This window comes from Oceanisphaera submarina (assembly GCF_046521305.1).
GTDB lineage: Bacteria > Pseudomonadota > Gammaproteobacteria > Enterobacterales > Aeromonadaceae > Oceanimonas > Oceanimonas submarina.
This window is the reverse complement of the sequence record NZ_JBKGFN010000001.1, coordinates 83,506-95,866: the sequence shown is the minus strand read 5'-3', so window position 1 is coordinate 95,866 and position 12,361 is coordinate 83,506. Positions and strand designations below refer to the sequence as shown.

Genomic DNA, 12,361 nt, shown 5'->3' with positions numbered 1-12,361 from the left:
CAGAAAATCTCGCGCCTCTAAGCCACCCAAGTTGCAGAGTCTGCATGCGTATGCTCACTATCAAAAAATGTTGGGTGTTACGATGTTTCAGGTACTTCCAGCCGCCGCTTCTGGGGGGGGCGCGACGCACGGGAGCAAAGTCATCGTGGCGCTTTCGCGCCGGATGCCGGCGAGGCGGCATCACTCAGGCAACCCGCCAGCCGCGATCGCCCATATTGCTCCTGACAGTTACCTCTGGATCAAGCCAGACAAGTTTCATGAAAGCTTCTGCCAAGACCTGACTCCGGATGAGGCGCTGGTGATGGCGGTAACACAGAAAGCACCACTGGGCTCGACGTTCGATGACAACGTCACGGCTCCGGCCTGGAAGAAGAAGCCGAGCTGGTATCAGATTTCCAGCGAAGATCGCATGATTCACCCGGTAATCAGAAGAAAATGTCCGCGCGCATCAATCCGCGCCTAGCTGCAAGCCATGCATCGCCGGCCTCGAAAGCTGACGAGGTGACAGCACTGGTAGAAGAAGCGGCAGTTCCTGCAAAGTAACGGGCCTGTTCGCTTAGCTTGAGTCTTATGTGCTTTGGAGAAAACGATGGAAGTTGTTGTAATTGAAGAACATATATCTGAATACCCTAATCCGATATATCTGAAGCAAGGTGAAAAAGTTAGCCTGGGAGAAATGGATGACGAATTTCCTGATTGGATATTTGTAACGACTGAATCAGACATGCAGGGTTGGGCTCCGATTCAATACATTGATAAGCTACCCTGTAATTCTAAGGGTGTTTTTCTGCATGATTACGATGCTTCGGAGCTCAATACAGTTTTAGGTGAGCAACTATTAGTCCTTTTTGAACTCAATTCTTGGTATCGCGTTTCAAGATCAACTGGTGAAAAGGGGTGGATTCCTGTGTACACGGTAAAATGCATATAGCGAAGCGTTCAAGAGGGATTTTGCACGGGTGACATTTTGGTTCGCGTCGGGTTTTGTGGGAAGTATTGTGCAGAAATTTATGTATTTCATGACTGAGCCTCTTAACGCGAAGTTATATCTATTGAGGAAGTTACAGTGGAATTTAAACGAATCATGGAAGATTTAGAGCAATTTGGGATCGAGAACGACCAGGCTCAATCTGATAAATCAAAGAAATATCTTAGTATCACAAGAGATACTGGTGAGTTTCTATCTGTACTTGTTAAGGCTACTGGTGCAAGCAGGATCCTGGAAATTGGCACCTCTAACGGGTATTCTACCATTTGGCTGGCATCAGCACTCCCAGACAACGGTATGGTTTACACCGTGGAGGTGAATCCTCAGAAAGTGGCAGAAGCCCGAGTCAACTTCGATAAAACCAATGTAAGCTCGAAGATCACTCAACTTGTGGGTGACGTCAGCGACGTTTTAGTCGAGGTTCCCGAAAATGTGGACTTCATTTTTCTCGATGCAGACCGGAAAACGTATGTGTCATTAGCCAAACAGTTGTTTAAGCTTCTTAAGAACGGCGGTTTGCTTGTATGTGATAATGCCATTTCTCATCGAGATGAGCTTGAAAATTTCACCGTTTGGTTAAACAAGCAGAGCAATCTAAGCATTTCATTAGTACCTGTAGGTAAAGGTGAGCTGCTCGTTTACAAAGGTGAAAGAAAGGTATGAAAGACTGCTCAAGCGGGATTCGCAACGCGTAGCATTTTTACTATGAGTTGATTTCTGTGTTTAAGGTGGTGTACGGCGGTATTGGTATTGCGTTGCTCACCCCTTGGCAGGGCGTTATATTCTCATCAAATAAGGGAATGAGATGAACAGAAATTATAATGATTTATTAGGTACAGCATTGCCTATTATTCAATCGCCAATGGCTGGAGTCCAGGGAAGTGCGTTAACCATAGCAGTAAGTGAAGCGGGGGGGTTAGGCTCTTTACCTTGCGGTATGCTAAGTATCGAGCAAATCATCAGTGAAATAAAAATGATTAAAGCGGCTACGACTAATCCTTATAACCTGAATTTCTTCTGTCATGAGGATTTTCCTTACAATGAAAAACGGCAGGCCATATGGCGAAATCAACTGAATCCCTATTTTGATGAGCTAGGTTTAGGAGTGAATAGCTTGATTGGAGGTGCGAATAGAGTACCCTTTAGTCATGAAATAGCGGATGCAATTGAGCCGTTTGCTCCGGAATTTGTTAGTTTTCATTTTGGCTTGCCAGCTAGTGATTTGCTACAACGAGTAAAGAGTTGGGGAACACGGGTGGTGTCATCTGCCACTACAGTTGAAGAAGCAGTTTGGTTAGAGTCACTTGGCGTGGATGGAATTATTGCACAAGGAATAGAAGCAGGTGGTCACAGAGGGATGTTCTTGTCTAAAGATATCTCAACTCAAATGGGGTTGATTTCACTGGTTCCCCAGATAGTTAGTCGAGTAAATATTCCTGTGATAGCCGCAGGAGGTATAGGTGATAGACGTTCGATAAATTCTTGTTTGAAGTTAGGGGCTACTGCTGTACAAGTGGGAACAGCTTATTTATTATGCCCAGAAGCCTCAACTTCAGATCTTCACAGACAGGCTCTGAAAAATGAAAAGTCCTTGCATACCGCTTTAACGAATGTTTTTTCGGGAAAACCAGCTCGAGGCATAGTGAATCGTGTTATGAGAGAGCTTGGTTATATGAGTCCGTCAGTTCCAGAATTTCCGTATGCTTCAATTGAGATGACAGAATTACGTAAACACGCTGAAAGAAAAGGAATTGACGATTTTTCACCTTTATGGTGTGGCCAGAATACACAAGGGTGCAAAGAAATTTCCGCAAAAGAACTGACGGTTCAGTTGGCTGGAGAGTGCTGATAAACCTCTTTGAGAGGGATAAAGCTCGCTATGGCTCTAATTTTCCGGTGAGTGCGGTGTTAATCAGATTGGCTCGTTTAATTCACTTGCTGGGCATTGGGTGTAACATGACTTTTAGCAGCTATTCCTGCTATAGGTTTAGGTGTTGTTTTGAAAGGTGCTGTAATGACGTTCATCGACATTGAAATTGCCGGGGCTGTATGTTTTATATACCTTGGCATGAAAGTGTGGTGTACAATAGTTGAGTGAGCCACGAACAGTAGACACTTTCTATCGTTAGGCTTTGCCTTCACTGCAAAATTTCACGTTCTGGTAGTGTTATGACTGATAGAGCCTAGGAGATAGAATGAAATATCCAATTAAAGGCTCGTGTCAATGCGGGAAAATAGAGTATCAATTGTTTTCGGCGCCACTGATGGTGGTCGCGTGCCACTGCAAAGAATGCCAGAAACTCTCTACAAGTGCATTTAGCATTACAGCGGTTGTAGATTCTGACTCGGTTGAGTTTAAGGGCAAGATGGTTGAATGGAACAGAGTCGCAGATAGCGGAAACATAAATGGAGCAAGGTTTTGCCCAACCTGTGGAAACAGGATATATCATTTTGATCCGAAAGAGCCCAAGAAGATAAAGCTCAAACCATCAAACCTGTCAGACACCAGCATCATTAAACCGACGGCCCATGTTTGGGTCAGCGAGAAGCAAGACTGGTATTCTATACCGGAAGGCGTTGCGATATATGATAAACAGCCATAATTCAGCTGTCGCTAACAAGGCCAGGCACAGCGACGGCTTTTTAGTGACGGCGTTTACTGCATTACAAAGCCGCGGGTGCTGGCGGTGTTAATCATACAAGGAGGTACAATGTACAAGTCACGAAAACTGGAAGGTGAGCAAGATTGGCTAGATGCCGACGGAGTTAAAATTTACACCATTTCAGCAGATGAAGAATCAATAAACATGGTGGCTTTCAATAATCGGCTTGCCGATGTGAAATTTGAAATAACACTAGAATGGGAACAAACTGCTGCGTTCGCTATTTTCCATAATGGTGAAAGTTGTAGGTATTTGGTTTTGGTTTGGTGGGGTAATGATAATGAATTGTTTACGTCGGTGTCGGTTGAAGTTAATGGCAACTGGGTTGTAGACCCAACTAAGTATTCATTTTGTCTTTATGATATGGAAGTGATGTGGAAAGAGCGCAATATCTACATTGAAACAATGGATTGCGAACGTCCATCATTAGCCAGGTATCGGGTTAGCCGTTAGTCGTAATAATTTCAGGATTGAGTATGTCAATAGAACCTATTGTGGAATCAACATGGTCTGAAATACTGAGGTTGCAAGCCGAAGTGTACCTTTTTGTTAAGCCTGAGAGTATTGAGGTCTTGAAGGATAAATGGTTTAGATCACCCCGTTGTTGTTTTATCTGTCGAGAAGGCGAGCAACTGATGGGGTATTTGTTGGCGCATTCCTGGAACAATGATTCACCTCCTAAGCTATTCCAGACATTGCCAAGAGGAACAGAAGGGCCAATTTTATTCCTTCATGATTTAGCCGTGTCCAATTCTTCATTTGGAAAGGGTGTTGGTTCAACAATGATTACTCATCTAGTAAGAGTAGCGACCCTTTCAGGCTACAAACAAATCAGGTTGGTCTCGATTCAAAATTCAATGTTGTTCTGGCAAAAACAAGGATTTACACCAGTAGAGCAAGAAGTCTGCAAAAGTTATGGTGAAGGTGCTCAACTGATGCAGCGAGTACTTTGGATGTAAAGCACATTCAAGAGGGACAGCCAGTGGGTGGCATTTTTGTTTTGCGTCGACTTATTTTTACGGTGGCATACGGAAATCTGGTGAGCCAGGGTGAGAGCAGGTATATTCATTTTCACCCATTGAGCGAAGACCCGCGATAAGTACTTGCTCCAGATAGGTGCTGCTCATACTCGCTATCTTCTGTTTCCGCCGGATACTGGCCTTTTTCGTGGTTTCGGCTCGCGACATATTCAGCGCCACGTGCCGCATGCAAGCCAGGATTTCAGCCGCCTCAGCACGGTAGATAGGGCAATAATCTTCGTTCATCGATACGTCCAGCACCCAGTGCAGACTGTTCTCGATACGCCAGTGCTCCCGCACGGCGGCAGCGAAACGAGCCTTGTCCAGGCTGCCGAACAGATGTAGTAGCGATACTCGAGGGACTGTTTTCCTGATTTTTCCAGCCGATAGCCGATGGCTACGCCCCGTGTTTTCAAGCCCGTCCACTCCGGGAAGTCGCTGGCCACGTTATCAACAGGCAGCACATGATATTCTCTGACTTCAATGCGCCCATGGCCTTTTCCACTGTTACATTGGTCGGTTGCTGCCGAGTGGAGCGGTCTGAGCGCGTGCTGAACCGCGCGATGCAGTAACTCCTAACCTTGGATGGAAGTTCAAGACGCTTAAGCCACCTGGTGGCTCGAATCTAAACAAACTATGCATTTTCAGGTCGGTGTAACGTGGTATCTGCTTTCGGAGTAAATTATGAAAAGGTATGTTTTATTGGTTTTAACGTGCTTGTCATTTTCAGTAATGGCAACCGAAGAAATTGTCGATTGTAATGACCCCAAAAATACAATTGAAATCAATGAATGTGCAATAAGCGAGTTGGGTTCGGCAAAAGCTGAGTTAAGGAAATACTTGGAGGCAGGTTTTGAGCGTCATGCCGGTGATGCAACATTGATTGCCTCAATAAAGGTTGCTCAAGAAGATTGGCGGGCGTATATGGCATCACATTGTAACTCTGTCTATACGCAGTGGCGTGACGGTACAATTCGGGGCTTAATGGCCATTTCTTGTAAAACAAAGCTAACGAAACAAAGAAGTCATGAAATTTGGGATAATTTCTTAACTTATATGGATAGTACGCCACCGGTTTTACCTGAACCAAAAGAGTAATATGCCTTTGATCCGGGGATGTCGTTTGAGCAGGCGAGGGCGACTGTGTGAGCATTCGCAGCAGCAGGCGGTGGAGCTTGGCTTTAAGGCCATGCGGTTCAACAGTGTGGTTGCTACCACGAAGCCTGCGTCTTTTGGCCGTATTGCAGGATGGTGCGGGGGGCGTAGTTACTTGATGTTCTGGTTATCTATTTTACATAAAACACATCTGAACGAAGTGGTTTAATGCCGTCAACTGTCAGTTTTTGCCTGGGAGAGGGGCGGCGTTGCTGAGGGTATTTTCCCCAATACATCGGGGCCTGCAGAGGGTGAATGCCTTTTCGGCCACATAAAGAAAGGCGGGCCTTGTGGCCCGCCTTTTGCGTTTATTTGCTGTGGCGTTCTTGCAGCTTGGCGACCACGTCACTCAGTTGCAGGCCTTCCTGCTGTAGCAGCACCGTCAGGTGATAAAGCAAGTCGGCGGACTCGCACACCAGTTCGTCGTGATCGTGCACCGTGGCGGCGAGGGCGGTTTCCACCCCTTCTTCACCCACCTTCTGGGCGATGCGCTTGGTGCCGCTGGCATACAGGCTGGCGGTGTAGCTGGATGCGGGATCGGCGCCCTTGCGGCTGGCGATGACCTGCTCCAGCTCGGCGAGAAAGGTCAGGTCGGGCACTTGCTGCTCGTTGAAACAGGACACGTTGCCCAGGTGGCAGGTGGGGCCAACCGGCTCTACAATCGCCAGCAATGTGTCGTTATCGCAGTCGGTACCGATGTCCTTGAGCTGCAATACATGACCGGAGCTTTCGCCTTTGGTCCACAGCCGGTTCTTGGTGCGGCTGAAAAAGGTGACCTGACGGGTTTCCAGGGTTTTTGCCAGTGCCTCCTTGTTCATGTAACCCAGCATCAGCACCCGGCCGCTGTGGCAGTCCTGCACCACGGTGGGCATCAGGCCGTCGACCTTGTCCCAGTCCAGCGTACCGGCATCAAACGCTTTACTATCAGTCACGTATTACCACTCCTTCCTGTTTCAGATACTGCTTGAGCTCACCGATATTGATGATGCCCTTGTGAAAGACCGAGGCGGCCAGGGCGCCGTCGACATCTGCCTGTTGAAAGGCGTCACGGAAGTGTACCATTTCGCCGGCGCCGCCCGAGGCGATCAGCGGCACTCTGCAGATGGCCCGTACCCGTTGTAGTTGCTCAAGGTCATAACCCTGGCGCACGCCGTCCTGGTTCATCACGTTGAGCACGATTTCGCCGGCGCCCCGTTGTTGTGCTTCCTGCACCCAGTCGAAGGTGCTCCACTTGGTCACCTGGGTACGGCTTTCGTCGCCGGTGAACTGATGCACCTGATAGAGTCCGGTGGCTTCATCGAAGTAGGAGTCGATGCCTACGACTATGCACTGCACGCCGAAGGTGTCTGCCAGTTCGGTGATGAGCGCGGGGTTGGCCAGAGCCGGGGAGTTGATGGAGATCTTGTCGGCGCCGAATTCCAGCAAGCGGCCTGCGTCTTCGACGGATTTTATGCCGCCGGCGACGCAGAAGGGAATGTCGATCACTTCTGCCACCCGGCTGACCCAGCTCTTGTCGACGACGCGGTCCTGACTGCTGGCGGTGATGTCATAAAACACCAGCTCGTCGGCGCCTTCGGCCGCATAGCGCTGGGCCAGGGGCACTATGTCGCCGATGATCTCGTGGTTGCGGAATTTTACGCCCTTGACCACCTGGCCGTCCTTGACGTCCAGACAGGGAATTATGCGTCTTGCCAACATGCGATTGCCTCCGCCACGGTGAATTTACCCTCGAGCAGAGAGCGCCCCAGAATCACCCCGGCCACGCCGGTGCCCTTGAGCGCGTCCACATCATCTATGTTGCCGATACCGCCGGACGCCTGCCACAGTATGGTGGGGTAGCGGGCGGCCAGCTCGCGATACAGCGCCACGTTGGAGCCGGAGAGGGTGCCGTCCTTGGAGATGTCGGTGCACAGCACATGGCAGAGGCCGGCGGGCAGGTAATGTTCGAGCAGGGCTTCTATGGTGATGCCGCTGTCTTCCTGCCAGCCGGCGATGGCGATTTTCTTCTCGCCAAAGGGCGTAATGTTGATGTCCAGCGCCAGCACGATACGATCGGGGCCGTACTGCTTGATCCAGCTGGTGACCAGCTCGGGTTTCTTGACCGCGGTGGAGCCGATCACCACCCGCTGGGCGCCGATGTCGAGCAGATCCTTCACGTCCTGCTCGGTACGGATGCCGCCGCCTATCTGCACCGGTACCGGGGTGTTTTCAATCAGCTGTTTGATCACCTCAAGCTGGCGTCGGTTGCTGTCCTTGGCGCCGTCCAGATCCACCAGGTGCAGCTGGGTGGCGCCTTCGGCCACATAGAGGTCGAACCGCTCTTGTGGCGAGGCGGTATATTCGGTTTTTTGCTGATAGTCACCCTGATACAGGCGCACTACCTTGCCACCAATCAAGTCTATGGCGGGAATAATCATGTGTTACGGCTCCAGAAAAATGTTCAGCTGTCGGGCACCTTGCCGCATCCCATCATTCAGTTCTATGGCAGGAATGCTCATTTAAAGCTCCAGAAAGTTCTTCAGCAGTTGGGCCCCGGCGGCGCCGGAACGTTCCGGGTGGAATTGCACACCAAAAAAATTGGCCTGGCCGATGGCGGCGCTGAAGGTCTGGCCATGCTGGCTCGAGGCCAGGGTATATTCACCCACCGGTACCGCATAGGAATGCACGAAGTAGAAGAAACTGCCTTCGGGAATATCCTTGAACAAGGGGTGACCGGGCATGGGAGTAATTTGGTTCCAGCCCATGTGAGGCAGGCGAATGCCGTCGCTGCTTTCCATGTGGGTGCAGTCGGCGTCAATTTTGCCCAAGCAGTCGACTTCCCCTTCTTCTGAGCGGCTCACCAGCATCTGCATGCCGAGACAAATGCCCAGCACCGGTTGCTGCAGCCGGTTGATGAGGCCAATCAGATTGCGCTCTTTCAGGTTTTTCATCGCCTCGCGGGCGGTGCCCACGCCGGGCAACAGCAGCTTGTCGGCGGCCAGCACCACTTCGGGCTCCTTGCTGACGGTAACCTCGTAGCCCAGGCGTTCGATGGCATAGCGCACCGACGACAGGTTGGCACAGCCGGTATCGATGATCACGACGTTCACGGGATGGCTCACAGAACCCCCTTGCTGGAGGGAAGTTCGTTGCCTTCCACCTTGATGGCCTGACGCAGGGCACGACCGAAGCCCTTGAACACGCTTTCCACCATGTGGTGGGTGTTGTCGCCGGTCACCTTGAGGTGAATATTGGCGGCCAGGCTGTCGCTCAAGCTGCGGAAGAAGTGCGGCACCATTTCTACCGACAGATCGCCGGCCTTGTCTTGTCGGAAGTCACCGTCGAACTTCATGTAGGGGCGACCCGACAGATCCAGGGTGACGGCGGCTTCACATTCGTCCATCGGCAGCACAAAGCCGAACCGGCCGATGCCGCGCTTGTTGCCAAGCGCCTTGCGCAGCGCCTCGCCCAGGGCCAGTGCCGTGTCTTCTACCGTGTGATGATCGTCGATGTGCAGATCGCCCTCCACCGCCACTGTCAGCTGAAAACCGCCGTGGGTGGCTATCTGATCCAGCATGTGATCGAAGAAGTGCAGCCCGGTGTTAATCTGGTTGCCGCCCTGGGTGTCCAGATCAAGCGCGATGCGAATGTCGGTTTCCTTGGTGGTGCGGGTCACCTCGGCGGTGCGGCCGCGGCTCAGCAGACGCGCCACTATCTGGGGCCAGCCCAGCTTCTCCTGGCCTGCTGCGTCACCGTGACCGTAGTGCAGACCCTTTAGTCCCATGTTCTCGGCCAGTCCCATGTCGGTCTGGCGATCGCCGATCACCCAGGAGTCGGTAAAGTCGATGCGGCCGGCCTGCAGGTAGTCTTTCACCAGGCCCAGACGTGGTTTGCGGCAGGCACAGTCGTCATGCTGGAAGTGGGGGCAGATCAGCACGTCCTGAAAGTTTACGCCCTGAGAGTTGAGGATCTGCATCATCAGGTTGTGCGGGGCATCAAAGTCGGCTTGCGGAAAGCTGTCGGTGCCCAGGCCGTCCTGGTTGGTGACCATCACCAGCTTGTAGCCGGCGTCCTGCAGCTTGAGCAGGGCCGGAATAACGCCCGGCAGAAAGGCCAGTTTGTCGAGCCGGTCCAGTTGTTTGTCCACCGCCGGCTCTTCTACCATGGTGCCGTCGCGATCGATAAATAAGATACGTTCCTTAGTCACTTATTGCTCCTGTTGCAGTATCTGGAGTACCGCGTCCATTTCGGCACTGTTGCCGATGGTGATTCGAATACAGTCGGAAAGTCCGGGTTTGCTGGCAAAATCCCGCAGTATGATACCGGCCTTGCTCATGCGGGCAAAGACATGGCTGCCGGGTGTGAAGCGTACCAGCAGGTAGTTGCCGTTGGGAGCGAAGACGTGCTGTACCTGGGGGTTCTGGCGTAACTGCTCGGCGAGGGTCGCCTTGAGGGCGTTGATCTCGGCCACCCGCTCACGCATGGTGGCCAGCCCGTCCTCGCTCAGGGCCTGGGCGGCAATCTGGGCGACCGGCTCGGGTACCGGGTAGGGAGCGATGACCTTCAGCAGCAGGCCGATGACCTCCGGGTTGGCCAGAGTAAAGCCGCAGCGCAGTCCGGCCAGGCCGAAGGCCTTGGACAGGGTGCGGATCAGCACCAGTTGCGGGTAGTCGGCCAGTAACCCGGCCTGGGTGGACTCGGGGCAGAATTCGATGTAGGCCTCGTCCACCACCACCAGGGCGCGATCCTTTGCGGCCTCGAGCAGGCGCAGCAGCCCGGCGCGGTCCACCAGATCGCCGGTGGGATTATTGGGCGAGCACAAGAACACCAGTTTGACCTGATCGAGTTGCTCGATGATGCCATCGAAGTCGGGCTGACGATCCTCTCGCAGCGGCACATCGATGATGCCCACGCCGTTGGTCTCGGCGCTGATGGCATACATGCCGTAGGTAGGCGAGCAGAGCAGGATCTGGTCCCGGCCCGGCTCGCAGAAGGTGCGGATCAGCAGTTCTATGCCTTCGTCGCCACCACGGCTGACCAGTACCTGCTCTGCGGTCACTCCCGCATAGGCCGCATAGCGGTTGATCACCTGGGGCGGCTGACATTCGGGATAGCGGTTCAACCGCGCGCAATCCAGGCTGTATTCGCCGCTGTCGGCCGCTTCGTTGGCGTTGAGCCAGATGTGGCCCTGGCCACCGATGCGCCGTGCCGACTGATAAGGGGTCAGGGCCTGCACCTGGGTGCGGGCCAGTTGGGTGATGCTCATGCTTGCTTCTCCAGTTTGGCCAGCCGCAGGCTGACCGCATTCTTGTGGGCATCCAGAGTTTCGGTGGCGGCCAGCAGCTCGACTGCTGGGCCTATGGCGCGCAGGCCTTCCGGGCTTAGCTCCTGTACCGTAAAGCGGCGCTGGTAATCGGCCAGCCCCAGGCTGGAATAGGTGCGCGAATAGCCGTAGGTCGGCAGGGTGTGATTGGTGCCGCTGGCGTAATCGCCCACCGACTCCGGGGTCCAGGCGCCGAGGAAGATGGAGCCGGCGTTCTTGAGGCCCGGCAGCAGGGCGCGGGGCTCGGCGGTTTGTACTATCAGGTGCTCGGGGGCATAGGCGTTGGAGATAGCCACGGCCTGTGCCAGATCGTCGCAGATAAAGGTACGGCTTTCGGCCAGGGCCTGACGGGCGATGTCGGCGCGAGTCAGCTGTTCCAGCTGTTGTATCAGCGCGGCGTTGACCTTTTCCGCCAGCGCACGGCTCGGCGTCACCAGTATCACCTGGGAGTCGGGGCCGTGCTCGGCCTGAGACAGCAGATCCGAGGCGACAAAGTCGGCATCGGCACTGTCGTCGGCGATCACCAGTACTTCGGAGGGGCCGGCGGGCATGTCGATGGCGGCGCCATTTACGTCCGAAGATACCTGCTGTTTGGCTTCGGTTACCCAGGTGTTTCCGGGGCCGAAAATCTTGTCAACCTTGGTTACGCTCTCGCTGCCGTAGGCCATGGCTGCGACCGCCTGAGCGCCGCCCAGGGTATAGATGGCATCCACACCACAGCGGCGGGCGGTATAGATGATGGCGTCATTGATGGGCGGCGGTGAGCACAATACCACTCGTTCACAGCCGGCCAGTCGGGCCGGGATGGCCAGCATCATCACGGTGGATACTAAGGGCGCGCTGCCACCGGGCACATAGAGACCGACTCTTTCTATCGGCTGAAAGTGCAGCTCGCAGCGCACCCCCGGGCTGGTATCCAGCGCTATGGGTTGCGGTAACTGGGCCCGGTGAAAGGTTTCTATGTTGACGATGGCCAGCTCGATGGCGGCCTTCAGCTCATCACTCACGCGGCTGGCGGCGGTGTCGATTTCCTGTGGTGACAGCTGCAGCGTGCTGCGATCGGCTTTGTCCAGAGTACGGGTCAGCTCAATCAGGGCGGTGTCACCACCCTCGCGTACCTTGTTGATGATGTCGGCTACCTGGGCTTCGCGGCCGGCCAGGGCTTGGGCCGGGCGGCGCAGCGCGTCTGCCTGGCCGGTGGTATTCAATTGATTCCAGTCGAGAATATTCATGT

The 12,361-nt window shown here is 53.3% G+C and carries 15 protein-coding genes and 1 pseudogene; 8 read left to right on the top strand and 8 right to left on the bottom strand.

Features of this window, described 5'->3' with window-relative positions:
• Nucleotides 1-82: 82 nt before the first annotated feature.
• The 7 genes from ACLEIV_RS00505 (at nucleotide 83) to ACLEIV_RS00475 (ending at nucleotide 4,610) form a co-directional block, all read left to right on the top strand.
• Nucleotides 83-463: a hypothetical protein gene (locus tag ACLEIV_RS00505; RefSeq protein WP_410454709.1), complete on the top strand. Its 381-nt coding sequence runs from the start codon at nucleotides 83-85 to the stop codon at nucleotides 461-463.
• A gap of 126 nt (nucleotides 464-589) precedes the next feature.
• Nucleotides 590-931 (top strand): SH3 domain-containing protein, encoded by a 342-nt coding sequence (locus ACLEIV_RS00500; RefSeq protein ID WP_410454708.1) that lies wholly within the window; start codon nucleotides 590-592, stop codon nucleotides 929-931.
• A gap of 135 nt (nucleotides 932-1,066) precedes the next feature.
• A complete protein-coding gene (locus ACLEIV_RS00495; protein ID WP_410454707.1) occupies nucleotides 1,067-1,651 on the top strand; it encodes an O-methyltransferase in 585 nt (194 codons plus the stop codon).
• A gap of 142 nt (nucleotides 1,652-1,793) precedes the next feature.
• Complete coding sequence (locus tag ACLEIV_RS00490) at nucleotides 1,794-2,837, top strand: NAD(P)H-dependent flavin oxidoreductase (RefSeq protein ID WP_410454706.1); 1,044 nt, start codon at nucleotides 1,794-1,796, stop codon at nucleotides 2,835-2,837.
• Nucleotides 2,838-3,183: 346 nt separating this feature from the next.
• On the top strand, nucleotides 3,184-3,591 hold the full coding sequence (locus tag ACLEIV_RS00485; protein ID WP_410454705.1) for a GFA family protein: 408 nt from the start codon (nucleotides 3,184-3,186) through the stop codon (nucleotides 3,589-3,591).
• 108 nt (nucleotides 3,592-3,699) lie between these two features.
• Complete coding sequence (locus ACLEIV_RS00480) at nucleotides 3,700-4,104, top strand: hypothetical protein (protein WP_410454704.1); 405 nt, start codon at nucleotides 3,700-3,702, stop codon at nucleotides 4,102-4,104.
• Nucleotides 4,105-4,127: 23 nt separating this feature from the next.
• Nucleotides 4,128-4,610 (top strand): GNAT family N-acetyltransferase, encoded by a 483-nt coding sequence (locus ACLEIV_RS00475; RefSeq protein WP_410454703.1) that lies wholly within the window; start codon nucleotides 4,128-4,130, stop codon nucleotides 4,608-4,610.
• Between the two features lie 57 nt (nucleotides 4,611-4,667).
• Here ACLEIV_RS00475 and ACLEIV_RS00470 read toward each other — a convergent pair.
• Nucleotides 4,668-5,239 (bottom strand): annotated as a pseudogene (locus ACLEIV_RS00470) (ISAs1 family transposase); the annotation flags it as partial.
• A gap of 115 nt (nucleotides 5,240-5,354) precedes the next feature.
• On the opposite strand from ACLEIV_RS00470, the gene ACLEIV_RS00465 reads away from it, so the two are divergent.
• Nucleotides 5,355-5,768: a lysozyme inhibitor LprI family protein gene (locus ACLEIV_RS00465; protein ID WP_410454702.1), complete on the top strand. Its 414-nt coding sequence runs from the start codon at nucleotides 5,355-5,357 to the stop codon at nucleotides 5,766-5,768.
• A 365-nt stretch (nucleotides 5,769-6,133) separates the two neighbouring features.
• On the opposite strand, the gene hisIE is transcribed toward ACLEIV_RS00465, so the two are convergent.
• The 7 genes from hisIE to hisD form a co-directional block, all read right to left on the bottom strand.
• Entirely contained in the window at nucleotides 6,134-6,757 is a 624-nt protein-coding gene (gene hisIE, locus ACLEIV_RS00460; protein WP_410454701.1) for a bifunctional phosphoribosyl-AMP cyclohydrolase/phosphoribosyl-ATP diphosphatase HisIE, read from the bottom strand.
• The gene (gene hisF, locus ACLEIV_RS00455; RefSeq protein WP_410454700.1) at nucleotides 6,750-7,523 is read right to left on the bottom strand and encodes an imidazole glycerol phosphate synthase subunit HisF; all 774 of its coding nucleotides are present in this window, start codon (nucleotides 7,521-7,523) and stop codon (nucleotides 6,750-6,752) included. Before hisF ends, hisIE begins: the two co-directional genes overlap by 8 nt.
• On the bottom strand, nucleotides 7,505-8,242 hold the full coding sequence (gene hisA, locus ACLEIV_RS00450) for a 1-(5-phosphoribosyl)-5-[(5-phosphoribosylamino)methylideneamino]imidazole-4-carboxamide isomerase (protein ID WP_410454699.1): 738 nt from the start codon (nucleotides 8,240-8,242) through the stop codon (nucleotides 7,505-7,507). The genes hisF and hisA overlap by 19 nt, the downstream gene beginning before the upstream one ends.
• An 81-nt stretch (nucleotides 8,243-8,323) precedes the next feature.
• Nucleotides 8,324-8,914, bottom strand: a complete 591-nt coding sequence (gene hisH / locus ACLEIV_RS00445; RefSeq protein ID WP_410455079.1) for an imidazole glycerol phosphate synthase subunit HisH — start codon at nucleotides 8,912-8,914, stop codon at nucleotides 8,324-8,326.
• 8 nt (nucleotides 8,915-8,922) lie between these two features.
• Nucleotides 8,923-10,011: a bifunctional histidinol-phosphatase/imidazoleglycerol-phosphate dehydratase HisB gene (gene hisB / locus ACLEIV_RS00440; protein WP_410454698.1), complete on the bottom strand. Its 1,089-nt coding sequence runs from the start codon at nucleotides 10,009-10,011 to the stop codon at nucleotides 8,923-8,925.
• The gene (gene hisC, locus ACLEIV_RS00435) at nucleotides 10,012-11,070 is read right to left on the bottom strand and encodes a histidinol-phosphate transaminase (RefSeq protein WP_410454697.1); all 1,059 of its coding nucleotides are present in this window, start codon (nucleotides 11,068-11,070) and stop codon (nucleotides 10,012-10,014) included. It lies immediately after the preceding gene.
• Nucleotides 11,067-12,359 (bottom strand): histidinol dehydrogenase, encoded by a 1,293-nt coding sequence (gene hisD, locus ACLEIV_RS00430; RefSeq protein ID WP_410454696.1) that lies wholly within the window; start codon nucleotides 12,357-12,359, stop codon nucleotides 11,067-11,069. The genes hisC and hisD overlap by 4 nt, the downstream gene beginning before the upstream one ends.
• Nucleotides 12,360-12,361 lie beyond the last annotated feature (2 nt).